This window comes from Streptomyces zinciresistens K42 (assembly GCF_000225525.1).
GTDB lineage: Bacteria > Actinomycetota > Actinomycetes > Streptomycetales > Streptomycetaceae > Streptomyces > Streptomyces zinciresistens.
The window spans coordinates 1-25,008 of record NZ_AGBF01000094.1; the positions used below are offsets into that span (position 1 = coordinate 1).

Here is a 25,008-nt window from a genome sequence, read left to right on the forward strand (position 1 = left end):
CGGTCGGCCTCGGCGCGGGCGGCCGGGGCCAGCCGCACGGGCCGCGCGGGCCGTTCGGCCGGCGGGCAGAGCTCTATCTCGCTGCCGTCGACGGGGTTGACGGTCAGCAGGAAGTCGCCGGAGACCAGCTGCACGGTGCGCGCGAGCGCGGGCGTGTGCTGTCCGAAGTCGGGCGTCAGGGGTTCCCGGGGCGGGCGGTGGCGCGCCGACCGGCTGTCGCCGTCGTGGCCGTACTCCTCGGGTCCCCGGCCGTTCGGGTCCATAGGTTCAAGCCCCCAAAAGCGTCGTGTGCCGTTTGCGGCCCCTCCCGGCCTTTGCACACCGCGCTGTCGCTTCTGGTCCGGGCCCGCTCGAAGGGGTACGTCTGGCAGCGGGCAGCCGAACCCTAAACCGTGGCTCAGTATCCACGACAGGCCGGGGTACCGCGCGGCCCGAGACATCACGGTCTCGTGAGGATTGTTGCGCGACGTACGGTTCGCAGGCGGAACGCCCGACTGTCCCCGTCCCGCCCGTGCCGGGTGTCACACCCGGGGCAGGGACTCCACCCCGATGCCGCCCTCGATCGCCAGGATGCGGTGCAGCCGGGTGGCCACGAGCAGGCGCTGCATCTGCGGCGGTACGTCGCGCAGCACCAGGCGCCGTCCGCAGCGGCCGGCCCGCCGGTGGGCACCCATGATCACCCCGAGCCCGGTGGCGTCCCAGGAGTCCAGCTCGGACAGGTCGAGCACCAGGTCGCCGACTCCGTCGTCGACGGCCGAGTGCAGGACCGTACGGGCGTCCGCCGCGCTGCGGACGTCGAGGCGGCCCCCGACGACCAGCTCGGCGTGGTCGCCCCTGATGTGCATATGCGCTCCCCAAGCGTGCGTTCGTGCTCCGCGATGCATGTCTGGTCTCTGCGTCGTGTGTGCGTGTGTGTCGGTGACCGTGCCTGTGTGTGCTGTGAGTCTTCGCTGCGGCCGGTGATGCAACCTCTGACTGTGTGGAGCGGCCTGAGGTTGCCGTCTGTAAGCGAACCGATACCGAATTCACCCGATCGCGTGAAGCGTTCAGGGACTGTGCGGTGCTTTACGAAAGCTCAGTAGCTGTAGAAGCCTTGCCCGCTCTTGCGGCCGATGTCACCCGCGTCCACCATCCGGCGCATCAGCTCCGGCGGGGCGAACTTCTCGTCCTGGGACTCGGTGTAGATGTTGCCGGCGGCGTGCAGCAGGATGTCGACGCCGGTGAGGTCCGCCGTGGCGAGGGGGCCCATGGCGTGCCCGAAGCCGAGCTTGCAGGCGAGGTCGATGTCCTCGGCGGTGGCGACGCCCGACTCGTAGAGCTTGGTGGCCTCGACGACGAGCGCGGTGATCAGCCGGGTGGTCACGAAGCCCGCGACGTCGCGGTTGACGACGATGCAGGTCTTGCCGACGGACTCGGCGAACTCCCGTGCGGTGGCGAGGGTTTCGTCGCTCGTCTTGTAGCCGCGCACCAGCTCGACGAGCTGCATCATCGGCACCGGCGAGAAGAAGTGCACGCCGACGACCCGCTCGGGGCGCGCGGTGGCCGCCGCGATCTTGGTGATCGGGATGGCGGAGGTGTTGGAGGCGAGCACGGCGTCCTCGCGCACGAGCGTGTCGAGCGTGCGGAAGATCTCGTGCTTGACCTCCAGCTTCTCGAACACGGCCTCGACGACGACGTCCGCGTCGGCGACCGCGTCCAGGTCGGTCGTCGCGGTGATCCGGGCGAGGGCCGCGTCGGCGTCGTGCGCCTCCAGCCTGCCCTTGGCGACGAACTTGCCGTACGACGCCTCGATGCCGTCGGTTCCCCGTTTGAGCGCTTCGTCCGTGACATCCCGCAGAACCACGTCCCAGCCCGCCTGCGCGGAGACCTGGGCGATCCCGGAACCCATGAGGCCGGCTCCGATGACGGCGAGCTTGCGTGCCACTGACGACTCCCCTTTGAATCACGGCAGTGTGACTGCGGTTGCGTGCTTACGCGTTGCTTACGATTGCTCCTCCGGCGGACCTTAGCGTCCGCGAGGGACCGTGTGACCGCTTAGTAACGCGAGTCACGTCTCATCTGACGGACATCACACCGGCGCCGCTCACGGTGTGCCCCGGACGGCCCAGTTGAGCACCCCCGCACCCAACGGCGCCTCTTTGCCGCCGAGTTTTCCACCGAGTTGTCCACCGAGTTGTCCACCGAGTTGTCCACCGAGTCTTTCACCAGGAAGAGGCACCCGCGCTTCGCCCGGATCGCGCCCCTTGCGCGACGGCGGCCGTGATCGCGGGCACACCTGGGCGCCGCCCGGCCCGAGCGTCATTACGCTGGCCCCATGGTCAATCTGACGCGCATCTACACCAGGACCGGCGACAAGGGCACCACCCACCTCGGTGACATGAGCCGGGTCGCCAAGACGGATCTGCGGATCTCCGCGTACGCCGACGCCAACGAGGCGAACGCGGTGATCGGTACGGCCGTCGCGCTCGGCGCCCTCGATCCGGAGATCGTCGCGGTCCTCACCCGGGTGCAGAACGACCTGTTCGACGTCGGCGCCGACCTGTCGACTCCGGTGGTGGAGAACCCGGAGTTCCCGCCGCTGCGGGTGGAGCAGTTCTACGTCGACAAGCTGGAGGCCGACTGCGACCGCTTCAACGAGCGGCTGGAGAAGCTGCGCTCGTTCATCCTGCCCGGCGGCACCCCCGGCGCGGCCCTGCTCCACCAGGCGTGCACCGTGGCACGCCGGGCGGAGCGTTCGACGTGGGCCGCGCTGGAGGCACACGGCGAGACGATGAACCCGCTCACCGCGACCTACCTCAACCGGCTCTCCGACCTGCTGTTCATCCTGGCGCGGGCGGCGAACGGCGCCGAGGGCGACGTCCTGTGGGTGCCGGGCGGCGAGCGGTAGGACCGGGACCGGAGGGGCTCACCGGCGGGCGTCCGCCCCGGCGGCCTCCTCGGGCTCGCCGGCGTCCGCGCGGGCCCGGCGCGGCCAGAGCAGGTAGCTCAGCGCGTACACGCCGTGGATGCCGGCGACCCGCCAGGCCGTGGTGCGCGAGTCCTCCAGCGAGGTGATGCGGCTGGGGTCGTCCACGTACCAGATGGCGAGTTGCAGCAGCACGGTCGCCACGACCGTCGCGATCAGCGTGCCCAGCCAGCGCCTGCCCTCGTGGCGCGCGCGGGCCATGCCGTAACGCGGCGGGCGGGGCGGCGCGGGGGCGCCGCCGAACCGGTGGGCGGCGTGGCCGTCGAGCCACTTCACCGTCCGGTGGCCGTGGCCCACGGTGTAGCCGAGGTAGAGGGCGGCGAGACCGTGCGTCCAGTTCGGCTCGGCGCCGTTCTTCAGGTCCAGCGCCGTGGCGATCAGCAGGCCGATCTCCAGCAGCGGCTCGCACAGCAGCAGGGCCAGCCCGGTGCGGGGCATGCGCAGCACGTAGCGGACGGTCAGTCCCGCCGCCAGCAGCACCCAGAAGCCGATCTCCGCGGCGGCGATCAAGGCGACGATCACAGTTCGCTCCTCTCAGTCACCCTCCAAGGCTCCCGGCCGCCGCGGGGGTGCGCGTCGTCTGCGCCGACGAGGTCGCGGTACATCGAAAGATGCAGTCCGGGACCGTCCGCCGGGATCACGCGCGCGAGCCCCGGCCCGTGTTGGATGGGGGCATGGCCGTACGACTCCCCCGCCCGCCCCGCTTCGACGTGTACGCAGGTCTCGGCGGGCTGCTCGGCGGCCTGCTGCTGGCGTGGATCGGCCTGGGCACGTGGACCTCCCGCGGCCCCCTCACGCTCTTCGACGGCACCTGGCCCGTCCTGGTGCCGCTCGTCGTGATGTCCGGCTGCGAGGTGCTGCGCCGCACGGCACCGCGTGCCGCCCTGCTGATCGGCACCGCCGCGCTCGCCCTGGACACCGTGACCCAGAGCAGCCTCGCCACGATCCTGATGTTCACCGACCTGCTCTACGCGGCCGTGCTGTACGGCCCGCCCGCCTCGGCCCGGCGCCTGCAGTGGATCACCGGCCTGCTCACGGTGGCCGCGACGGTGGTGCCCCTCGCGGTGTGGCGCGTCCCGCAGGCGCTGCTGATCGGCGTGGTCGTCGGCGTCGTGGCCTACGGGCCCGCCTCGACCGGCTGGATCGTGCGCAACCACCGCGACGCCGCCGAGGCCGCCCGGCTGCGGGCCGAACAGACCGCCCTGCTCGCCGAGACGGACCGCGTGCAGGCCGTCACCTCGGAACGCTCGCGGATGGCCCGGGAGTTGCACGACATGGTCGCCAACCACCTCTCCGCCATCGCCATCCACTCCACCGCCGCCCTGTCGCTGGACGACCCGAAGACCTCCCGCGAGGCCCTGTCGGTCATCCGGGAGAACAGCGTCGAGGGGCTCGCGGAGATGCGCCGGCTGATCGGCATCCTGCGCGACGCCGGCGGGGACCGGGAGCCGCTCCCCGCGCCCACCCTCGACGGGCTCGCCGCCCTGGCCGACGGCGCCCGCGCCAACGGCCTGGAGGTGACCCTGGACGCCGCGCACGACGCCGTGCCCGCGCCGGTGGAGCTCGCCGCCTACCGGATCGTCCAGGAGTCTCTGACCAACGCCCTCAAGCACGCCTGTCCCGGCCGGGTCGCCGTCACCCTCGCCCAGCGGGACGGTGTCCTGGACGTGGCCGTGACCAGCCCGTTCGGCGACCGCGGGGGGCCGCGCGCGCCGGGCTCGGGGGCCGGGCTCGTCGGGATGCGGGAGCGGGTCGCGCTGCTGGGCGGGGTGTTCGAGGCGGGCCCCGAGGAGTCGGCCGGTGGCAGGATGTGGGCGGTGCGCGCCGCGCTGCCGTTGTCCGAAGGAGAGCCCGCATGATCCGCGTCCTCGTCGCCGAGGACCAGTCCGCGGTCCGCGCGGGTCTGGTCCTCATCCTGCGCAGCGCGCCCGGTATCGAGGTGGTCGGTGAGGCGGCGGACGGCGAGGAGGCGGTCGCGCGGGCCCGTGAGCTGCGGCCCGACCTGGTGCTGATGGACGTTCAGATGCCGCGTCTGGACGGGGTGTCGGCGACCCGGCAGGTGGTCGCCGAGGGGCTGGCCGACGTCCTCGTGCTGACCACGTTCGACCACGACGAGTACGTGTTCGGGGCGCTGCGGGCGGGTGCTTCGGGGTTCCTGCTGAAGCACGCGGAGGCGGCGGATCTCGTGGCGGCCGTGCGGACGGTGGCGCGCGGGGAGGGGGTCATCGCCCCGGCCGTCACCCGGCGGCTGATCACCGAGTTCGCGGCGGGCTCCGCGGTGCGCGAGCCGGCCGCCGATCCGGCGCTGCTGGAGCGCCTCACCCGGCGCGAGCGCGAGGTGCTGTCCTGTCTGGGCCGGGGACTGTCGAACGCCGAGGTCGCGGCCCGGCTGGAGATGGCCGAGGCGACGGTGAAGACGCACGTCAACCGGCTGCTGGGCAAGCTGAAGCTGCGCAACCGGGTGCAAGCCGCGGTACTGGCGCAGGAGTTGGGGATATAGCGGTCGGCGGGGGAATGCGCATCACGGGCCGAACGTCAACTGGTCCAGACCTATTGACCTGTGGTCCAGACCTTTCTATTCTCACCGCACCATGAGTGGGCGTGAGGCTCAGTCACGCCCCCCGGACCCCCAAGGAGGCGCGACATGCGCTTCAGACACAGAGCCGCGGCCGGATTCGCGACCCTGTTGCTCCCGCTGGCCGGCCTCGTCGGTCTCGCGAGCCCGGCGGAGGCAGCCACATCGGCCACCGCCACCTACGCCAAGCCCCAGGACTGGGGCACCGGCTTCGAGGGCAAGTGGACGGTGAAGAACACCGGCACCACGTCCCTCAGCTCCTGGACCGTCGAGTGGGACTTCCCCTCCGGCACCTCGGTCACCTCCGCCTGGGACGCCGACGTCACCAACTCGGGCAACCGCTGGACCGCCAAGAACAAGTCGTGGAACGGCACGCTCGCCCCCGGAGCGTCGATCTCCTTCGGCTTCAACGGCTCCGGCTCCGGCTCGCCCGGCAACTGCAAGCTGAACGGCGGCAGTTGCGACGGCGGCCCCACGCAGCCCGGTGACAACGCGCCGAGCGCCCCCGGCACCCCGTCCGCCTCCGGCATCACCAACACCTCGGTGCAGCTGTCCTGGAGCGCCGCCACCGACGACAAGGGCGTCAAGAACTACGACGTCCTGCGCGACGGCGCCAAGGTCGCCACCGTGACCGGCACCTCGTACACGGACTCGGGTCTCACCGCCGGCACCGACTACTCCTACTCCGTCGTGGCCCGCGACACCGCCGACCAGACCGGTCCGGCCAGCGGCGCCCGCGCGGTGCGCACCACCGGCGGCACCACCGAGCCGCCCACCGGCGACAAGATCAAGCTCGGCTACTTCACCGAGTGGGGCGTCTACGGACGCAACTACAACGTGAAGAACCTGGTGACCTCGGGCTCGGCGTCGAAGATCAACGCCATCAACTACGCGTTCGGCAACGTCAAGAACGGTCAGTGCACCGTCGACGACACCTACGCGGCCTACGACAAGGCATACACCGCCGACCAGTCGGTCAGCGGCGCCGCCGACACCTGGGACCAGCCGCTGCGCGGCAACTTCAACCAGCTGCGGCAGCTGAAGGCCAAGTACCCGAATATCAAGGTCCTGTACTCCTTCGGCGGCTGGACCTACTCCGGCGGCTTCGGCCAGGCCGCGCAGAACCCGGCGGCGTTCGCCAAGTCCTGCAAGGCCGTCGTGGAGGACCCGCGCTGGGCCGACGTCTTCGACGGCATCGACATCGACTGGGAGTACCCGAACGCCTGCGGTCTGACCTGTGACAGCTCCGGCCCGGCGGCGTTCAAGAACCTGATGTCCGCGCTGCGCACCGAGTTCGGCCAGAACTACCTCGTCACCGCGGCCATCACCGCCGACGGCTCCTCCGGCGGCAAGATCGACGCGGCCGACTACGGCGGCGCCTCGCAGTACCTCGACTGGTACAACGTGATGACGTACGACTACTTCGGCGCCTTCAACGCGCAGGGCCCGACGGCCCCGCACTCGCCGCTGACGTCGTACAACGGCATCCCGCAGGCCGGCTTCAACTCGGCCGACGCCATCGCCAAGCTCAAGTCCAAGGGCGTGCCGTCCAAGAAGCTGCTGCTCGGCATCGGCTTCTACGGCCGCGGCTGGACCGGAGTGACCCAGGCCGCCCCCGGCGGCACGGCGACCGGCGCCGCCCCCGGCACCTACGAGGCGGGCATCGAGGACTACAAGGTCCTCAAGAACTCCTGCCCCGCCACCGGCACCGTCGCCGGCACGGCGTACGCCTACTGCGGCAACAACTGGTGGTCGTACGACACCCCGGCGACCATCGCCGGGAAGATGAGCTGGGCCAAGAGCCAGGGCCTGGGCGGTGCGTTCTTCTGGGAGTTCAGCGGTGACACCAGCAACGGTGAACTGGTGACGGCCATCAACAACGGCCTCAACTAGCACACCGGCAACAGCAGAGGCTCCCCCGGTGTCGTCCGGGGGAGCCTCGTCCGGCGGGTGAACGAGGCGGCTACGCCACGTTCACCCGCTGTCCCGGTGGTGCCGCCTCCAGCCAGGCGAGGAAGCCGGTCAGCGCGTCCTCGCTCATCGCGAGTTCGAGGCGGGTGCCGCGGTGCAGACAGGTGAGGATCACCGCGTCGGACAGCAGCGCCAGTTCCTCCTCGCCCTCCGGCGTCCGGCGGCCGGCCACCTCGATCGCGGAGCGCTCCAGGACCCGGCGCGGGCGGTAGGCGTAGGAGAAGACGCGGTACCACTCGATGCGGTCCCCGTTGTAGCGGGCGACGCCGTAGCTCCAGCCCTTGCCGCCGGTGTCCGGCTTCTCCGGCACGTCCCAGCGCAGCGAACAGTCGAAGGTGCCCCCGGAGCGCTGGATCAGCCTGCGGCGCAGACCGAAGACGAACAATCCCAGCACCACGAGGGCGACGACGATTCCGCACACAGTCAGAGCGAGGACCATCGGCACCGACCTCCTCGTCTCCTAGGTAACGGAACGGAAAAAACTTCCATATCTGCCTCAGCCGCGACCGGCACCGGATCGCTCCGGTCCCAGCCGCGGCTGAGTGACGTCTTCGCGTGCGCTCCCCCCCGAGCCTAGAGGGCCCGGGAGGCGGCCTCGGGGGTCAGCGCGCCGTCACGGCCCGCAGGCGGACCTCCGCACGGCGCTCGGCGGAGGCGTCGTCCGCCGACTTCGCGCGCTCCAGCGCACGCTCGGCGCGCTGGACGTCGATCTCGTCCGACAGCTCGGCGATCTCGGCCAGCAGCGACAGCTTGTCGTCGGCGAACGAGAGGAAACCGCCGTGCACCGCGGCGATGACGGTCCCGCCGTCGTTCGTACGAATGGTCACCGGGCCCGACTCCAGCACACCGAGCAGCGGCTGGTGACCGGGCATGACGCCGATGTCGCCGGACGTGGTGCGCGCGACGACCAGGGTGGCCTGGCCCGACCAGACCTCACGGTCGGCGGCGACCAGCGCGACGTGCAGCTCAGCAGCCAAGGTGGCTCCTCGGGTCACCACCCGGCGGGTTGTGCCGGGTGTTGGTTACAAGTCTAGTAGGCATGGCAGAGGGGGCGGGACGTGCCCCGCCCCCTCACCGAAGAGCACAAGGCTCACAAGCGCCGGAGCGTCAGGAGACGCCCAGCTCCTTCGCGTTCTTCTTCAGGTCCTCGATACCGCCGCAGAGGAAGAACGCCTGCTCCGGGAAGTGGTCGAAGTCACCGTCGATGATCGCGTTGAACGCGGTGATCGACTCGTCCAGCGGCACGTCCGAACCGTCGACGCCGGTGAACTGCTTGGCGACGTGGGTGTTCTGGGACAGGAAGCGCTCGACACGGCGGGCACGCTGGACGACCAGCTTGTCCTCCTCGCCGAGCTCGTCGATGCCGAGGATCGCGATGATGTCCTGGAGGTCCTTGTACTTCTGCAGGATTCCCTTGACACGCATCGCGGTGTTGTAGTGGTCCGCCGCGATGTAGCGGGGGTCCAGGATGCGGGACGTGGAGTCCAGCGGGTCCACGGCCGGGTAGATGCCCTTCTCGGAGATCGGACGGGAGAGAACCGTCGTCGCGTCGAGGTGGGCGAAGGTGGTGGCCGGGGCCGGGTCGGTCAGGTCGTCCGCGGGGACGTAGATCGCCTGCATCGAGGTGATCGAGTGACCGCGGGTCGAGGTGATGCGCTCCTGGAGGAGGCCCATCTCGTCGGCCAGGTTCGGCTGGTAGCCCACCGCGGAGGGCATACGGCCGAGCAGGGTCGAGACCTCGGAACCGGCCTGCGTGAAGCGGAAGATGTTGTCGATGAAGAACAGCACGTCCTGCTTCTGGACGTCACGGAAGTACTCGGCCATGGTCAGGCCGGCCAGCGCGACGCGCAGACGGGTGCCCGGGGGCTCGTCCATCTGGCCGAAGACCAGGGCGGTCTTGTCGATGACGCCGGAATCCGCCATCTCCTCGATGAGGTCGTTGCCCTCACGGGTGCGCTCACCGACACCGGCGAACACGGAGACACCGTCGTGGTTGTTGGCGACGCGGTAGATCATCTCCTGGATGAGCACCGTCTTGCCGACGCCGGCACCGCCGAACAGACCGATCTTGCCACCCTTGACGTACGGGGTGAGAAGGTCGATGACCTTGACGCCGGTCTCGAACATCTCGGTCTTCGACTCGAGCTCGTCGAAGTTCGGGGCCTTGCGGTGGATGCCCCAGCGCTCGCCGTCGTAGGACTCGTCGACGTTCAGCACCTCGCCGAGGGTGTTGAACACCTTGCCCTTGGTGAAGTCGCCGACCGGGACCGTGATGGAGGCGCCGGTGTCGGTCACCGGGGCCTGGCGGACCAGACCGTCGGTGGGCTGCATCGAGATCGTGCGGACCAGGCCGTCACCCAGGTGCTGGGCGACCTCCAGGGTCAGCGTCTTCCTCGCGCCGTCCTGGGCCGGGTCGGCCACCTCGACGTGAAGGGCGTTGTAGATCTCCGGCATGGCGTCGACGGGGAATTCCACGTCGACGACCGGGCCGATGACCCGGGCGACGCGGCCCGTGGCAACGGCCGTCTCAACTGTCGTCGTCATTACCTGTCACTCCCCGCGGTCGCGTCGGCCAGGGCTGCGGAGCCACCGACGATCTCGCTGATTTCCTGGGTGATTTCGGCCTGGCGGGCCGCGTTGGCAAGCCGCGAGAGCGACTCGATGAGCTCTCCCGCGTTGTCGGTGGCCGACTTCATCGCACGCCGCGTGGCCGCGTGCTTGGAAGCCGCCGACTGGAGCAGCGCGTTGTAGATACGGCTCTCCACGTAGCGCGGCAGCAGGGCGTCGAGGACGTCCTCCGCCGAGGGCTCGAAGTCGAACAGCGGAAGGATCTCGCCCTTGGGCGCGGCCTCCTTGGCGACCTCTTCGAGGCTGAGCGGCAGCAGACGGTCGTCCAGCGCCGTCTGCGTCATCATCGAGACGAACTCGGTGAAGACGATGTGGAGTTCGTCCACACCGCCCTCGGCCGTGTCCTTCTCCAGCGCCTCGATCAGCGGACCCGCGACCTTCTTCGCGTCCGCGTACGAGGGCTCGTCCGTGAACCCGCTCCACGACTCCGCGATCCTGCGCTCACGGAAGTTGTAGTGGGCGACACCGCGGCGGCCGACGATGTAGGTCTCGACCTCCTGGCCCTCGCGCTCCAGACGCGCGGTCAACTGCTCCGCGATCTTGATGGAGTTGGCGTTGAAGGCACCGGCGAGACCGCGGTCGCTCGTCAGGAGCAGCACCGCGGACCGCGTGACCGTCTCGGCCTTCGTGGTCAGCGGGTGCTTGGTGTTCGAGCCGGTACCCACCGCCGTGACCGCGCGGGTGAGCTCGGCCGCGTACGGCGTGGAGGCCGCCACCTTGCGCTGCGCCTTGACGACGCGCGAGGCGGCGATCATCTCCATCGCCTTGGTGATCTTCTTGGTCGCGGTGACGGATCGGATGCGACGCTTGTAGACCCGGAGCTGGGCTCCCATGAGTCAGGTCCCTTCCTTTACGTCACTTGGCGGCGGCCGGGGCGTCCTCGCCGAGAAGCTTGCCGTCCGAGGTCTCGAACTGCTTCTTGAAGTCGGCGAACGCGTCGGCAACAGCGGTGAGGGTGTCGTCCGACATCTTGCCGCCCTCCTTGATGGAGGTCATGAGGCCCTGCTCCTTGCGGTGCAGGTACTCCAGGAGCTCCTTCTCGAAGCGGCGGATGTCGGCGACCGGGACGTCGTCCATCTTGCCGGTGGTGGCACCCCAGACCGAGACGACCTGGTCCTCGGTGGCCATCGGCTGGTACTGCGCCTGCTTGAGCAGCTCGACCAGGCGGGAACCACGCTCCAGCTGCGCCTTCGACGCGGCGTCCAGGTCGGAACCGAAGGCGGCGAACGCCTCCAGCTCGCGGTACTGGGCCAGGTCCAGGCGGAGCCGGCCGGAGACCTGCCTCATCGCCTTGTGCTGCGCGGAACCACCGACCCGGGAGACGGAGATACCGACGTTCAGCGCGGGACGCTGACCGGCGTTGAACAGGTCCGACTCCAGGAAGCACTGGCCGTCGGTGATGGAGATGACGTTGGTCGGGATGAACGCCGAGACGTCGTTGGCCTTGGTCTCGACGATCGGCAGACCGGTCATCGAGCCGGCACCCATCTCGTCGGAGAGCTTGGCGCAGCGCTCCAGCAGACGGGAGTGCAGGTAGAAGACGTCACCCGGGTACGCCTCGCGGCCCGGCGGGCGGCGCAGCAGCAGCGACACGGCGCGGTAGGCGTCGGCCTGCTTCGAGAGGTCGTCGAAGATGATGAGGACGTGCTTGCCGTCGTACATCCACTGCTGACCGATGGCCGAACCGGTGTACGGCGCGAGGTACTTGAAGCCGGCCGGGTCGGACGCCGGGGCGGCGACGATGGTCGTGTACTCCAGCGCGCCGTTCTCCTCCAGCGCGCGGCGGACCGACGCGATCGTCGAGCCCTTCTGGCCGATGGCGACGTAGATGCAGCGGACCTGCTTGTTCGGGTCGCCGGTGCGCCAGTTGTCGCGCTGGTTGATGATCGTGTCGACGGCCAGGGCGGTCTTGCCCGTCTGGCGGTCGCCGATGATCAGCTGGCGCTGGCCGCGGCCGATCGGGGTCATCGCGTCGACGGCCTTGTAGCCGGTCTCCATCGGCTCGTGCACCGACTTGCGGGCCATGACGCCCGGAGCCTGCAGCTCCAGGGCACGGCGGCCGGTGGTCTCGATCTCGCCGAGGCCGTCGATCGGGTTGCCGAGCGGGTCGACGACGCGGCCGAGGTAGCCCTCGCCGACCGCCACGGAGAGGACCTCACCGGTACGGGAGACCGGCTGCCCCTCCTCGATGCCGCTGAACTCACCGAGGATGACGGCGCCGATCTCGCGCTCTTCCAGGTTGAGCGCGAGGCCGAGGGTGCCGTCCTCGAACTTCAGCAGTTCGTTGGCCATGGCCGAGGGGAGGCCCTCGACCTTCGCGATGCCGTCGCCGGCAAGGGTGACCGTACCGACCTCCTCGCGCGAGGCCGCGTCCGGCTTGTACGACTGGACAAAGTTCTCCAGCGCGTCCCGGATCTCCTCCGGCCGGATCGTGAGCTCCGCCATCTGGGTTCCCTGCTCTCCTTGTTGGGCCCGAAGTTTCACTTGGGGGGATGGGGACTCCCCCCTGAAAGAGGTGAATCCTCTGCACGGCCCAACATGGGCCGTCGTCAGTACGTACTGCTATGAAGTTGCTGCTAGCCCGCCAGGCGGCGGCCTGCGTCCTCGATGCGGTCAGCGAGGGCGCCGTTGATGACCTCGTCGCCGACCTGCACCCGGATTCCGCCGACGACCTCGGGGTCCACGTCGAGGTTGAGGTGCATCCGACGGCCGTAGAGCTTGGCGAGGGCGGCGCCCAGGCGCTGCCTCTGCCCGTCGCTCAGCGGCACCGCCGAGGTGACCACGGCCACCATGCGGTCCCGGCGCTCGGCGGCGAGCTTGGACAGGGACTCCAGTCCCGACTCCAGGCTACGTCCCCGCGGCGCGGTCACCAGACGCGTCACCAGACGCTCGGTGGTCGCCTTGGCACGGCCGCCGAGCAGGCTGCGCAGCAGCTCGCTCTTGGCCGGGGCGGTGGCGGCGCGGTCGGTGAGGGCGGCGCGCAGCTGGGTGTTGGAGGACACGATCCGGCCGAAGCGGAACAGCTCGTCCTCGACGTCGTCCAGCGTGCCGTCCTTCTGCGCGGCCGTGAGGTCGGCGGTGCTCGCCAGCTCCTCCAGCGCGTCCACCAGGTCGCGCGACTGCGACCAGCGCGAACGCACCATGCCGGCCAGCAGGTCGGTGGCCTCGCCGCCGACCTGGCCGCCGAGCAGGCGCTCGGCCAGCCCGGCCTTGGCCTCGCCGGACTGCGCCGGGTCGGTCAGGACCCGACGCAGCGAGACCTCGCGGTCGAGCAGCGCGGTGACGGCGGACAGCTCGTCCGCGAGCCGTCCGGCGTCGACGGACGTGCTGTCCGTCAGCGCGTCGAGACGCTCACGTGCGGCTGCCAGTGCCTCGCGGCTCGCTCCGTTCATCGTCCGGCCTCGGCCTTCTCCTCGAGCTCGTCGAGGAAGCGGTCGATGACGCGGCTCTGGCGGGCGTGGTCCTCCAGGGACTCACCGACGAGCTTGCCGGCCAGTTCGGTGGCGAGCTGGCCGACGTCCTGGCGCAGCGCGGACGCGGCGGCCTTGCGGTCCGCCTCGATCTGCGCGTGACCGGCGGCGACGATCTCCTCGCGCTGCCGCTGGCCTTCCGCGCGCATCTCGGCGATGAGCGTGGCGCCCTGCTCCTGCGCCTCCTGGCGCAGCCGCGCGGCCTCGTGCCGGGCCTCGGCGAGCTGGGCCTTGTACTGCTCGAGGACGCTCTGCGCCTCGACCTGGGCCGCCTCGGCCTTCTCGATACCACCTTCGATCGCCTCGCGGCGCTCTTCCAGAACCTTGTTGATGTTCGGAAGCAGCTTCTTCCAGAAGAAGAAGAACACGATGGCGAAGGCGATGGTGCCGACGAGCAGCTCGGGGCCCGGGGGGATCAGCGGATTCTGCTTCTCCGAGGCCGCCAGCTGTACCAGGTTGGCGATCACATCAGTGCCTCTCGTTGAAAGGTTGGCTCGTCAGGGCTCGATCATGCGTAGACGAACGGCATGACGATGCCGATGAGGGCGAGCGCCTCGCAGAAGGCGAAGCCGAGGATCTGGTTGGCACGGATCAGACCGGCGGCCTCGGGCTGGCGGGCGAGGGCCTGGGTGCCGTTACCGAAGATGATGCCGACGCCGACGCCGGGGCCGATGGCGGCCAGGCCGTAGCCAATGGAACCGATGTTGCCTGTGACAGCGGCGAGGGTCTCAAGGGCAGCCATGCTGTTTCTTCCTTCTCTTACTTGGACCGGCGGGGGTTGGCCACCGGACGTTCTGGGGGGCTTGGACGGTGCGGCTCAGTGGTGCTCGGCCAGCGCGCCCTGGATGTACGAGCAGGCCAGCAACACGAAGACGTACGCCTGGACGGCCTGCACGAAGAGCTCGAAGAGGATCATGACCATCGTCATGACGAAGGAGACGCCGGCGGCCGGGATCATCCAGCTGTTCAGCAGGTACCAGGAGGCGACGGTGAACATCACCAGCATCAGGTGTCCGGCGAACATGTTGGCGAAGAGCCGGACCGCGTGCGTGAACGGTCGGACCAGGAGGTTCGAGAAGAACTCGATGACCATCACGAGCGGCAGGACCGGGCCCAGCGACTTGTCGTAGCCGGTGACGTTCTTGAAGAAGCCTACGAAGCCGTGGCGCTTGAACGTCAGTGAGACCCACACCAGCCAGACAATGGCCGCCAGCACCATCGGGAACGCGATGATCGACGACACGGGGAACTGTGCCAGCGGGATCACGGACCAGATGTTCATGATCCAGATGAAGAAGAACAACGAGACCATCAGGGGGACGTACTTCTCGCCCTCCTTCTTGCCCAGCGTCTCGTAGACGATGTTCCGGCGCACGAAGTCGTAGCCGGCCTCTCCGACCATCTGGAGCTTGCCGGGGACGACCTTGGCCTTGCCGAAGGCGGCCCAGAAGAAGGAGACGACGAGCAGCGTGGTGATGAGCGCGAGCAGCATCACCTTGTTGAACTCGAAGCCACCGAACTCGGCGATCGGCTGGAACAGGAACGACTGCAGGCCCGGAGCCGGGAAGCCACAGCCGTTGTCGGACATGATCCGACAGCTCCAGTCAAAGGCGAGCTGGGTCTGGTCAGCACTCACCGCGGGCTCCTTCGGCGTGACGCATGGGTACGGCAACCTCGTTGTGTCGGCGCGGCACACGGCCGCGGGTCGGCACCGGACAGGTGTTACGGATGTGGGGGCGGCTGGGGGGCATCAAGCCTCGCGAATCAGCAGGCGTCAGCTCGGATGCCCGCGCCCACGACGCCGCAGTTGGCACCGGACGATAGCAGGACTTCGCACACGCACTTATCCCAGCCCTACCCCTCACGACGACTGCCCCGATTTGTCGGACTGACGGTCCGAGGAGTCGGGTTCGACGTAGAAGATCTTGGCCTTCATGTGGGCCCGCGTCTGGGCCGCGATCCACGCGAGCGTGGTGGCGATGAGGGTGATCGCGAAGGCCCTGGGATGGAACAGCGTGGTGTTCTTGAACGCACTCAGGAAGACGAACAGCAGCAGGATCTGCGCCGCGTAGAGCATCAGACCCATCATCTGGAACAGATGCGGCAGCGTTTTGGCCGTGCGCTGCAGTACATAGAGCCCGATACCCATGAAGAGGGCAGTGAGCACCGCCGCCACCAGAGCCCCGACCGCCCCCTTGCCGCCGACCAACGCACCGCTGACGACGGCGGCAATCACGCCGACGGCAGCCGTGGGCACGGCAGCCTGAAGGAGGATCCGGACGTCATTGGACGGCATGGCGGCAACTCCGCTTTCGCAGGGGGCAGGGGTGTCGTCATGGACGAGCGTAGTCCCGGGCTGAGAGAGAGAACCTCACACGAATGGACCGACGCACTGCGGTCCTTCGACTCCGTCCCGGGTTCTCGTGAACCGTATCACAAACTATTTGATGAGGTCTTTACCTGCCGGGTGTGCCAGCTGTCACACATGAGAGTGACGTTGCGCGTCTGTGCAGGTAGAGCATCGACTTGTCTGGTATTGGGAGGCTTCGCTCCCCCATGACTTGGCAATGCTCTAGTCAGATTCTTACCTTGGCCGCGCTCTCCACCGGCCGCCGGCAGACACCCGGGCCGCAGCGACGCGCCCGCGCCCGTCGGCGGGCGTCAGCGCGGTGTCCCCGCCTTGCCGCGGTCCAGCAGGCGGGCGCGGGCGCCGATCGCCGTGGCTCCGTTGAGGCGGGGGGCGGCGGGGACCGGGGAGCGGGGCTCCTCGCCGGGTTCCGGTTCGGCGGCGGTCTGCGGGGTGGCCGCCGCGGGCTCGGCGACGGGGGCGCCCCGGCGGTAGCGCGGCGGCACGAACGCCTCGGCCCAGCGGGGCGTGCGCGGCGTGAAGCGCGGGAGCAGCAGCAGGAGCAGGCCGATCGCACTCAGGAACACCACGCCCAGGACGATCCACATGGACGCCGAGTTGACGGAGTAGGCGAGCGCCCCGAAGGCGATCAGCGCCGACCAGAAGTACATGATCAGCACCGCCCGGCTGTGGGAGTGGCCGATCTCCAGCAGCCGGTGGTGAAGGTGCCCCCGGTCGGCGGCGAACGGCGACTGGCCCCGCCAGGTGCGGCGGACGATCGCGAGGATCAGGTCGGCGGCCGGGATGGCGATGATCGTCAGCGGCAGCAGCAGCGGGATGTAGACCGGCACCGTCTGGTGCACCGCCGCCTTCTCGGACCCGGCGAACAGCTTCAGCGCGTCCGGGTCGACCTGCCCCGTGATGGAGATCGCACCCGCGGCCAGCACCAGCCCGATCAGCATCGAGCCGGAGTCGCCCATGAAGATCCGCGCCGGGTGCATGTTGTGCGGCAGGAAGCCCAGGCACATGCCGATGAGGATCACCGCGAACAGCGAGGCCGGGGCCGCCGCCTCGATGCCGTACGACATCCAGACGCGGTAGGCGTAGAGGAAGAACGCCGTCGCGGCGATGCAGACCATGCCGGCCGCCAGGCCGTCCAGACCGTCGACGAAGTTGACCGCGTTGATGGTGATGACGACGAGCGCGACGGTGAGCAGGGTGCCCTGCCACTGGGTCAGCGCGACCGAGCCGACACCCGGGATCGGCAGCCACAGGATCGTCAGACCCTGCATGACCATGACGCCCGCGGCGATCATCTGGCCGCCCAGCTTGATCAGGGCGTCGATCTCGAACTTGTCGTCCAGGACGCCGATCAACCAGATCAGCGCCGCCCCGGACAGCAGCGCCCGCGGTTCGTTGGACTGCTCGAAGACGGCACTGAGGTTGGCGAGGTTGTCGGCGACGAGCAGACCCGCGCACAGGCCGAAGAACATCGCGATACCGCCGAGCCGCGGAGTCGGTTCCCGGTGCACGTCACGCGCCCGGATCTCCGGCATCGCCCCGGCCACGATCGCGAACTTGCGTACCGGCCCTGTCAGCAGATACGTCACCGCGGCCGTGATGCAGAGCGTCAGCAGGTATTCACGCACGGGCTTCCCCACAGGTCTCGCCGGCCATCTCAGCCCCACACCATAGCGACGCTCGCGTTCGCGGCGCATATGTGCAGGGACTACCGGGTAGCGACGATGGTTGCACGTGTGGCTGTGTGCACGGGCGCGGGTACCCGGCCCCCGTGCGGATACGGGGGAAATCCACCGGCCGGCTCCCGCGTTTCTTCACGTGCCTCGCGGCTCCCGGTGTCCCCGCGCGGCACGCCCCCGAACAGGACGGCCGGCCGGGCCGTCTCCCGCTCCCCCATGCCCCGGGTGGTCACCGCGGCCGTGCCCGGACGCGGCCCGCGGGCGTCACCGTGCGGCAGGGCGCAGAGTCGAGGACGGTCCCGGCCGCCGCCGCGGGCAGGCCGCGCGCGGGCCGGGTTCAGGCCCGCGCCCGCACCCCCGTCAGCGCCGTCACCACCGGGTCCAGCGCCTCGTGTATCTCCTCGCCCACCGAGCGGAAGAAGGTCAGCGGGGCACCGTAGGGGTCGTACACCTCGTCCGCCTCCGCGGTCGGCGCCAGCAGCCAGCCGCGCAGCGCCGCCGCGGCACGCACCAGGGCGCGCGCCCGCTTGACCACGCCGTCCTCCAGGGGCGGCAGCGTGGCCGGGTCTATGGCCTTCACCAGGCGGGTGAACTCCTTGAGGGTGAAGGTGCGCAGGCCCGCGGAGTGGCCCATGGAGATGACCTGGGCGCGGTGGTCGCGGGTCGCCGTCAGGACCAGGTCGGCCATGATGACGTGCTCGTCGAGGAGTTCACGGCCGACGAAGCCGGAGGCGTCCGCGCCGAAGTCGGCGAGGACCGTCTCGGCGTTCGCCTCCATGGGCGCGCCCTCGTGCCCCCAGGTGCCCGCGCTCTCCACGATCAGCCCGCCGCCGAGCACCCCGAGCCGCTGGCCGACGAAATGGCGGGTCAGCCGCTCGGTGATGGGCGAGCGGCACACGTTGCCGGTGCTGACGTGGAGGATGCGGAAGCTGTCGCGCGGGAGGCCCACGAACGTCGTCGTGATCTCCGCGGCGCTCTCCCCGCCGCCTATGCCACGCATGGGGTTCCCCCCTGCTCGGGCGCGGCCGGCGGCCCGGGGGGTGCGGGGGCTGTCAATTGGCCACCTCGAGGTCGGGTACGACCTTGCGCAGCTCCTCCGCCGAGAGGGCCCCGGCGCGCAGGAGGAGCGGGACCTCACGCGTGACGTCGACGATCGAGGACGGGACGTTGCCCGGGGTCGGGCCGCCGTCCAGGTAGACGGAGACGGCGTCGCCGAGCATGAACTGTGCGGCGTCGCAGTCCTCCGGCGCCGGGTGCCCGGTCAGGTTGGCCGAGGACACGGCCATCGGGCCGACCTCCGTCAGCAGCTCGATGGCGACCGGGTGCAGCGGCATGCGCACGGCGACCGTGCCGCGGGTGTCGCCCAGGTCCCACTGGAGGGAGGGCTGGTGCCGGGCGACGAGGGTGAGCGCGCCCGGCCAGAACGCGTCGACCAGCTCCCAGGCCAGCTCGGAGAAGTCGGTGACGAGACCGTGGAGCGTGTTCGGGGAGCCGATCAGGACGGGGGTGGGCATGGTGCGGCCCCGGCCCTTGGCCTCCAGCAGGTCGCCGACGGCCTCCCGGGAGAACGCGTCGGCGCCGATGCCGTACACCGTGTCGGTCGGGAGGACCACGAGCTCGCCACGGCGGACGGCGGACGCGGCCTCGCGCAGACCCGTCGTGCGGTCGGTCGCGTCGTTGGTGTCGTATCGCCGTGCCATGTCTAGCGGGCCTCCTCGTACACGTACTTCCGGGCGGGAGCGGTCGCGGCGGTCACGGCATCGCCTTGCGGGCGGTGGCGAACCGGGGGCGGTTGTTCAGGTCGGGGTGGTCGGCCGCGTCGGCCCAGCCCCGCTCCTCGGTGAAGATCCACGGCACCTGGCCGCCCTGGGTGTCGGCGTGCTCGATCACGACGACGCCGCCGGGGCGCAGCAGGCGGTGCGCGGTGCGCTCCAGGCCGCGGATGAGGTCCAGGCCGTCCTCGCCGGAGAACAGGGCGAGTTCGGGGTCGTAGTCCCGCGCCTCGGGAGCGACGTACTCCCATTCGGTGAGCGGGATGTAGGGCGGGTTGGAGATCACCAGGTCGACCTGGCCGTCGAGGTCGGGGAAGGCGTCCAGGGCGTTGCCCTGGCGCAGGTCGACCCTGGACCCCTCGACGTTCTCGCGCGTCCAGCGCAGGGCGTCCTCGGACAGCTCCACGGCGTGCACGCGCGAGCGCGGGACCTCCTGGGCCAGGGCGAGCGCGATGGCGCCGGAACCGGTGCACAGGTCGACGATGCAGGGTTCGACGACGTCCATCGCGCGCACCGCGTCTATGGCCCAGCCGACCACCGACTCGGTCTCCGGGCGGGGCACGAACACCCCGGGCCCGACGTGGAGTTCGAGATAGCGGAAGTAGGCGCGCCCGGTGATGTGCTGGAGCGGCTCGCGCTGCTCACGGCGGGCGATGACCTCCCAGTAGCGGGCGTCGAAGTCGGCGTCGCGCACGGAGTGCAGCTGCCCCCGCTTCACGCCGTGCACGAACGCGGCGAGCTCCTCCGCGTCGTTGCGCGGCGAGGGCACGCCGGCGTCGGCCAGCCGCTGGGTGGCCTGGGCCACCTCCGCGAGCAGCACGCTGCGGGGGCTCGGGGTGCGCCCCCCGGTGAATTGCTGCACGCAAGTCCTCCGTGTCGTCCTCGTCCGTGCGTACGTCCGTGCGTACGTCCCTGCGTCCTACGCGGCCGCCAGCTTGGCCGCCGAGTCCGCGTCGACGCACGCCTGGATCATCGTGTCGAGGTCGCCGTCCAGGACCTGGTCCAGGTTGTACGCCTTGAAGCCGACGCGGTGGTCCGAGATGCGGTTCTCCGGGAAGTTGTAGGTGCGGATCTTCTCGGAGCGGTCGACCGTGCGGACCTGGCTGCGGCGGGCGTCGGCGGCCTCCTTCTCGGCCTCCTCCTGCGCCGCGGCGAGGAGCCTGGAGCGCAGGATACGCATCGCCTGCTCCTTGTTCTGCAGCTGGCTCTTCTCGTTCTGGCAGGAGGCGACGACTCCGGTCGGGAGGTGCGTGATGCGCACCGCGGAGTCGGTGGTGTTGACGGACTGCCCGCCGGGGCCGGACGAGCGGTAGACGTCGATCCGCAGGTCGTTGGGGTTGATCTCGACGTCGATCTCCTCGGCCTCGGGCGTGACGAGCACACCGGCCGCGGAGGTGTGGATACGGCCCTGGGACTCGGTCGCCGGCACCCGCTGCACGCGGTGCACCCCGCCCTCGTACTTCAGCCGGGCCCAGACGCCCTGGCCGGGCTCGGTGGCGCCCTGGCCGCCCTTGGTCTTCACCGCGACCTGGACGTCCTTGTACCCGCCCAGCTCGGACTCGGTGGCGTCGATGATCTCGGTCTTCCAGCCGACGCGCTCGGCGTAGCGCAGGTACATCCGCAGCAGGTCGCCCGCGAAGAGCGCGGACTCGTCGCCGCCCGCGCCCGCCTTGATCTCCAGGATGACGTCCTTGTCGTCGCTGGGGTCCCGCGGGACGAGCAGCAGGCGCAGCTTCTCGGTGAGGTTCTCGCGCTGCTGCTCCAGGTCCTTGACCTCGGCGGCGAACTCGGGGTCGTCGGCGGCCAGTTCGCGGGCCGTCTCGATGTCGTCGCCGGTCTGCTTCCAGGAGCGGTACGCGGCGACGATCGGGGTGAGCTCGGCGTAGCGCTTGTTCAGCTTGCGCGCGTTCGCCTGGTCGGCGTGGACCGACGGGTCGGCGAGCTTCGTCTCCAGGTCGGCGTGCTCAGCGACCAGGTCCTCGACGGCCTCGAACATCTTGGGGCTCCTGAAATGCGTACGGAGGGGGAAGGGCGGGCGACCAAAAACGCCGGTCCCGGCGCGCCTGGGAAGGGCGCGGCCGTGGACCGGCGAATCGGTGCTCGCTACTTCTTGGAGCCGGCGGCCTTGCCGAAGCGGGCCTCGAAGCGGGCCACACGGCCACCGGTGTCGAGGATCTTCTGCTTGCCCGTGTAGAACGGGTGGCACTCGGAGCAGACCTCGGCGCGGACGGTGCCGCTCTCGATGGTGCTCCGGGTCGTGAACGACGCGCCGCAGGTGCAGCTGACCTGGGTCTCGACGTACGCGGGGTGGATGTCGCGCTTCAAGGGATTCTCCTACTGTTCATGGAGGGCACCGGGTCGCCACCGCGGGATACGGGTGCGTGAACCGGGACCGACGTACCAGTCTGCCAGGACTGACCGCATCCTCCCAAACCGGGGGGTGAGGTGATCTATTCCCGGGCGGGGACCGGGGCACCGGGGTGCGGCGGCCCGGTGCGGGGGCGTGCGGGGGCGTGCGGGGCGCGGGGGCGGCCGGGGCGTCCTACCGGGGCGTCCTAGGAGACCACGCCGTCGGCCTCGCCGCGGGCCGTGCCCTCGGTCGCCGACTTCGGGATCGGGCGGTCGTTCTTCAGGGCCTGCCAGACCTGGTCGGCCTGGGCGCGGGCGACGACGACCCGGTTCGGGTCGGCGGGGTCGTAGCGGACCGGCATCGTGACCATGGTCATGTTCTTGGAGCTGATGCCCTTCAGACCGTTGGCGAAGGACATGAGCTTGTTGACCGAGCCGAGGCCCGAGTCGGTCGTGACCGTCTTGGTCGCGGTGTTCGCCAGGTCGTACAGCCGCTTGGGGTTGCCGAACAGGCCGATGTCCTTGACCTGGTTGATCAGCGCCTTGATGAACGCCTGCTGGAGCTGGATGCGGCCGAGGTCGGAGCCGTCGCCCACCCCGTGCCGGGTGCGCACCAGAGCGAGGGCCTGCTCGCCGGAGAGCTGGTGGGTGCCCGCCTTGAGGTCGAGGCGGCTCTTGGGGTCGTCGATGTCCTTGGTGGTGGTGACCTCGACCCCGCCGAGTTCGTCGACGAGCTTGCGGAAGCCGGAGAAGTCGACCTCCAGGTAGTGGTCCATGCGGATGCTCGTCATGGACTCCACGGTCTTGACCGCGCACGCGGCACCGCCGGTGCTGTACGCGGAGTTGAACATCACGCCGGACGCCGCCGGGGAGTCGGCGCCGTCCGCGGCGGTGCAGGCGGGGCGGTCGATGATCGTGTCGCGGGGGACGGAGACCACACTGGCCTTCTTGCGGCCCTTGTAGACGTGCATGATCATCGCGGTGTCCGAGCGGGCGCTGCCGTCGTCGGTGCCGCCGCCCAGCTTCTCGTTGCCGCCGGAGCGGGAGTCGGACCCGAGGACGAGGATGTTCTCCGAGCCGTTCTCGACCTTGCCGGGGCGGTCGGTGCCCAGCGCCTGGTCGATGTCGACGCTCTTGAGGTTGCCGTTGAGCTTGAAGTACAGGTAGCCGGCGCCGGTGCCGCCCAGGACCACGATGCCCGCGGCCGTCCACGCCATGATCTTCAGGCCCCTGCGCCTCGCGCGGGGCTTGCGGCGGCGGCCCCCGGCTCGGCGGCGCGGACCACTGGTGCCGGCGTCGCCCGGTGTGCCGGGCTCCGGCGTGCTCTCGGCTGACACTGTGCTCCTCGGTTCTCGTTCGGTCGGTTACCCCCTGCTGTCAGGGTCGGGTGCGGTGCATAAGCCACTTACCGCACCATCGTCACCCCGTTCGGTCAGACGGGGAAACCCGGGACAGGGTTGCACAACGCGATGTGCCCACCGCCGGAACCGGCGAGGGGCGTACGAGCGGTGCGGGGGGACCGCGCCGACCCGCCTGACCTGCGATTTCAGCCGAAGATCTCGTACTGCTCGAAGTCGGTGGCGACCGTGATCCCTGTGGCGGAGATCTCGCCGGCGGTCATGCTGTCGCCGGACGGGGCGCGCGGCTGCGGCTCCGTCCCCGCGACGCGGAAAGGCCGCCGCCCGTCACCGGTGTGACGGGCAGCGGCCTTCAGGACGGGCGCGGACGCCTCAGTCGTTGTTGCCGGGGGTCGGCGTCGTCTTCTGGATCTGCATCAGGAACTCGCCGTTCGACTTCGTCTGCTTCATCTTGTCGAGGAGCAGCTCGATCGCCTGCTGCTGGTCCAGCGCGTGCAGGACGCGGCGCAGCTTCCAGACGACCGCCAGCTCCTCGTTGCCGAGCAGGATCTCTTCCTTGCGGGTGCCGGACGCGTCCACGTCCACCGCCGGGAAGATGCGCTTGTCGGCGAGCTTGCGGTCGAGCTTGAGCTCCATGTTGCCGGTGCCCTTGAACTCCTCGAAGATCACCTCGTCCATGCGCGACCCGGTGTCCACCAGCGCGGTGGCGAGGATGGTCAGCGAACCGCCGTCCTCGATGTTGCGGGCCGCACCGAAGAAGCGCTTCGGCGGGTACAGGGCGGTGGAGTCGACACCACCGGACAGGATGCGGCCGGAGGCCGGCGCGGCCAGGTTGTACGCCCGGCCCAGACGCGTGATCGAGTCGAGCAGCACGACGACGTCGTGGCCCAGCTCCACCAGGCGCTTGGCGCGCTCGATGGCGAGCTCGGCGACCGTGGTGTGGTCCTCGGCCGGACGGTCGAAGGTCGAGGAGATGACCTCGCCCTTGACCGACCGCTGCATGTCGGTGACCTCTTCGGGACGCTCGTCGACGAGGACGACCATCAGGTGGCACTCGGGGTTGTTGTGCGTGATCGCGTTGGCGATCGCCTGCATGATCATGGTCTTGCCGGTCTTCGGCGGGGCCACGATCAGACCGCGCTGTCCCTTGCCGATCGGCGACACCATGTCGATGATGCGCGTGGTGAGGACGCCCGGGTCCGTCTCCAGGCGGAGGCGGTCCTGCGGGTAGAGCGGGGTGAGCTTGTTGAACTCCGGGCGCCCGCGGCCGTGTTCGGGCGCCATGCCGTTGACGGAGTCCAGGCGGACCAGCGCGTTGAACTTCTCGCGGCGCTCGCCCTCCTTGGGCTGGCGGACCGCGCCGGTGACGTGGTCGCCCTTGCGCAGGCCGTTCTTGCGGACCTGGGCGAGGGAGACGTACACGTCGTTGGGGCCGGGCAGGTAGCCGGAGGTCCGGATGAACGCGTAGTTGTCGAGGATGTCGAGGATGCCCGCGACGGGGATCAGCACGTCGTCGTCGGCGACCTGCGGCTCCTGCACGTCGTCACGGCCGCGGCGGCCACGGCGGTCGCGGTAGCGGCCGCGGCGGCCACGGCGTCCGCCGTCGAAGTCGTCGTCGTCCTGCGGGCCGTTGTCGCGCTGGCGGTCCTGGCGGCCACCGCTCTGCTGCTGGCCCTGCTGGCGGTCCTGGCGGCCACCGCCCTGCTGGTCGTCGCCCTTACGGCGGTCACCGCGGTCACCACGCTCACTGCGGTCGCCGCGGCCGCGGTCACGGCGGTCGCGGCGGCGGCCGTCGGCCTCGCCGGCGTCGCCCTGCGGGGACTGCGCCTGCACGTCGCCCTTCGCCTCGCCGCGGGCCTCGGCGGCGACCGTC

The 25,008-nt window shown here is 70.0% G+C and carries 25 protein-coding genes and 2 pseudogenes; 4 read left to right on the forward strand and 23 right to left on the reverse strand.

From position 1 onward, the window contains the following. The 3 genes and pseudogenes from SZN_RS22620 to SZN_RS22630 all read right to left on the reverse strand — a co-directional run. Positions 1-263, reverse strand: a pseudogene (locus SZN_RS22620) (ATP-binding protein); the annotation flags it as partial. 258 nt (positions 264-521) lie between these two features. Further along, positions 522-845, reverse strand: coding sequence for an STAS domain-containing protein (locus SZN_RS22625; protein ID WP_007499006.1), 324 nt, complete (start codon positions 843-845; stop codon positions 522-524). Between the two features lie 230 nt (positions 846-1,075). Beyond that, on the reverse strand, positions 1,076-1,924 hold the full coding sequence (locus SZN_RS22630; RefSeq protein WP_007499008.1) for a 3-hydroxyacyl-CoA dehydrogenase family protein: 849 nt from the start codon (positions 1,922-1,924) through the stop codon (positions 1,076-1,078). 390 nt (positions 1,925-2,314) lie between these two features. Between SZN_RS22630 and SZN_RS22635 the strand changes: the two genes are divergently transcribed. Further along, a complete protein-coding gene (locus SZN_RS22635; RefSeq protein ID WP_007499011.1) occupies positions 2,315-2,887 on the forward strand; it encodes a cob(I)yrinic acid a,c-diamide adenosyltransferase in 573 nt (190 codons plus the stop codon). Positions 2,888-2,905: 18 nt separating this feature from the next. On the opposite strand, the gene SZN_RS22640 is transcribed toward SZN_RS22635, so the two are convergent. Further along, positions 2,906-3,487, reverse strand: coding sequence for a hypothetical protein (locus tag SZN_RS22640; protein WP_007499013.1), 582 nt, complete (start codon positions 3,485-3,487; stop codon positions 2,906-2,908). 152 nt (positions 3,488-3,639) lie between these two features. Here SZN_RS22640 and SZN_RS22645 point away from each other — a divergent pair, with 152 nt between their 5' ends. The 3 genes from SZN_RS22645 (at position 3,640) to SZN_RS22655 (ending at position 7,433) form a co-directional block, all read left to right on the forward strand. Then, entirely contained in the window at positions 3,640-4,824 is a 1,185-nt protein-coding gene (locus SZN_RS22645; RefSeq protein WP_007499015.1) for a sensor histidine kinase, read from the forward strand. Next, positions 4,821-5,465, forward strand: a complete 645-nt coding sequence (locus tag SZN_RS22650; protein ID WP_007499017.1) for a response regulator — start codon at positions 4,821-4,823, stop codon at positions 5,463-5,465. Before SZN_RS22645 ends, SZN_RS22650 begins: the two co-directional genes overlap by 4 nt. A gap of 144 nt (positions 5,466-5,609) precedes the next feature. Further along, positions 5,610-7,433, forward strand: a complete 1,824-nt coding sequence (locus tag SZN_RS22655; protein ID WP_007499019.1) for a glycoside hydrolase family 18 chitinase — start codon at positions 5,610-5,612, stop codon at positions 7,431-7,433. Positions 7,434-7,503: 70 nt separating this feature from the next. On the opposite strand, the gene SZN_RS22660 is transcribed toward SZN_RS22655, so the two are convergent. The 19 genes and pseudogenes from SZN_RS22660 to rho form a co-directional block, all read right to left on the reverse strand. Beyond that, positions 7,504-7,950 (reverse strand): DUF2550 domain-containing protein, encoded by a 447-nt coding sequence (locus SZN_RS22660; protein ID WP_007499021.1) that lies wholly within the window; start codon positions 7,948-7,950, stop codon positions 7,504-7,506. A gap of 163 nt (positions 7,951-8,113) precedes the next feature. Continuing rightward, on the reverse strand, positions 8,114-8,488 hold the full coding sequence (locus SZN_RS22665; protein WP_007499023.1) for a F0F1 ATP synthase subunit epsilon: 375 nt from the start codon (positions 8,486-8,488) through the stop codon (positions 8,114-8,116). Between the two features lie 130 nt (positions 8,489-8,618). Further along, complete coding sequence (gene atpD, locus SZN_RS22670) at positions 8,619-10,055, reverse strand: F0F1 ATP synthase subunit beta (RefSeq protein WP_007499025.1); 1,437 nt, start codon at positions 10,053-10,055, stop codon at positions 8,619-8,621. After that, positions 10,055-10,972: a F0F1 ATP synthase subunit gamma gene (locus tag SZN_RS22675; RefSeq protein WP_007499027.1), complete on the reverse strand. Its 918-nt coding sequence runs from the start codon at positions 10,970-10,972 to the stop codon at positions 10,055-10,057. Before SZN_RS22675 ends, atpD begins: the two co-directional genes overlap by 1 nt. A gap of 22 nt (positions 10,973-10,994) precedes the next feature. Then, complete coding sequence (gene atpA, locus SZN_RS22680) at positions 10,995-12,584, reverse strand: F0F1 ATP synthase subunit alpha (RefSeq protein ID WP_007499030.1); 1,590 nt, start codon at positions 12,582-12,584, stop codon at positions 10,995-10,997. Positions 12,585-12,715: 131 nt separating this feature from the next. Next, positions 12,716-13,531 carry a F0F1 ATP synthase subunit delta gene (locus tag SZN_RS22685; RefSeq protein ID WP_007499032.1) on the reverse strand — a complete coding sequence of 272 codons (816 nt, stop codon included), beginning with the start codon at positions 13,529-13,531 and terminating at the stop codon, positions 12,716-12,718. After that, complete coding sequence (locus SZN_RS22690) at positions 13,528-14,076, reverse strand: F0F1 ATP synthase subunit B (protein WP_007499034.1); 549 nt, start codon at positions 14,074-14,076, stop codon at positions 13,528-13,530. The genes SZN_RS22685 and SZN_RS22690 overlap by 4 nt, the downstream gene beginning before the upstream one ends. Before the next feature lie 41 nt (positions 14,077-14,117). Beyond that, entirely contained in the window at positions 14,118-14,351 is a 234-nt protein-coding gene (locus SZN_RS22695) for an ATP synthase subunit c family protein (RefSeq protein ID WP_007499036.1), read from the reverse strand. A gap of 75 nt (positions 14,352-14,426) precedes the next feature. Continuing rightward, positions 14,427-15,245 (reverse strand): F0F1 ATP synthase subunit A, encoded by an 819-nt coding sequence (gene atpB / locus SZN_RS22700; protein ID WP_483027202.1) that lies wholly within the window; start codon positions 15,243-15,245, stop codon positions 14,427-14,429. A gap of 225 nt (positions 15,246-15,470) precedes the next feature. Then, entirely contained in the window at positions 15,471-15,905 is a 435-nt protein-coding gene (locus tag SZN_RS22705; RefSeq protein ID WP_007499041.1) for a Cg1360 family ATP-synthase-associated protein, read from the reverse strand. Between the two features lie 365 nt (positions 15,906-16,270). Continuing rightward, the gene (locus SZN_RS22710) at positions 16,271-17,605 is read right to left on the reverse strand and encodes an MraY family glycosyltransferase (RefSeq protein ID WP_043732477.1); all 1,335 of its coding nucleotides are present in this window, start codon (positions 17,603-17,605) and stop codon (positions 16,271-16,273) included. Positions 17,606-17,751: 146 nt separating this feature from the next. Next, positions 17,752-17,990 (reverse strand): annotated as a pseudogene (locus SZN_RS42740) (serine hydroxymethyltransferase); the annotation flags it as partial. A 3-nt stretch (positions 17,991-17,993) separates the two neighbouring features. Then, positions 17,994-18,656 (reverse strand): arsenate reductase/protein-tyrosine-phosphatase family protein, encoded by a 663-nt coding sequence (locus SZN_RS22715; RefSeq protein ID WP_007499044.1) that lies wholly within the window; start codon positions 18,654-18,656, stop codon positions 17,994-17,996. Positions 18,657-18,708: 52 nt separating this feature from the next. After that, positions 18,709-19,356 carry an L-threonylcarbamoyladenylate synthase gene (locus SZN_RS22720; protein WP_007499046.1) on the reverse strand — a complete coding sequence of 216 codons (648 nt, stop codon included), beginning with the start codon at positions 19,354-19,356 and terminating at the stop codon, positions 18,709-18,711. A 52-nt stretch (positions 19,357-19,408) separates the two neighbouring features. Continuing rightward, the gene (gene prmC / locus SZN_RS22725; protein WP_043732482.1) at positions 19,409-20,248 is read right to left on the reverse strand and encodes a peptide chain release factor N(5)-glutamine methyltransferase; all 840 of its coding nucleotides are present in this window, start codon (positions 20,246-20,248) and stop codon (positions 19,409-19,411) included. Between the two features lie 99 nt (positions 20,249-20,347). After that, entirely contained in the window at positions 20,348-21,424 is a 1,077-nt protein-coding gene (gene prfA / locus SZN_RS22730; RefSeq protein ID WP_007499051.1) for a peptide chain release factor 1, read from the reverse strand. A gap of 107 nt (positions 21,425-21,531) precedes the next feature. Next, positions 21,532-21,753, reverse strand: coding sequence for a 50S ribosomal protein L31 (gene rpmE, locus SZN_RS22735; protein WP_007499053.1), 222 nt, complete (start codon positions 21,751-21,753; stop codon positions 21,532-21,534). Positions 21,754-21,983: 230 nt separating this feature from the next. After that, on the reverse strand, positions 21,984-23,114 hold the full coding sequence (locus SZN_RS22740; RefSeq protein WP_043732480.1) for an LCP family protein: 1,131 nt from the start codon (positions 23,112-23,114) through the stop codon (positions 21,984-21,986). Positions 23,115-23,507: 393 nt separating this feature from the next. Continuing rightward, positions 23,508-25,008, reverse strand: a 1,501-nt coding sequence (gene rho / locus SZN_RS22745) for a transcription termination factor Rho (protein WP_007499057.1), incomplete at its 5' end; no start/stop codon positions are given.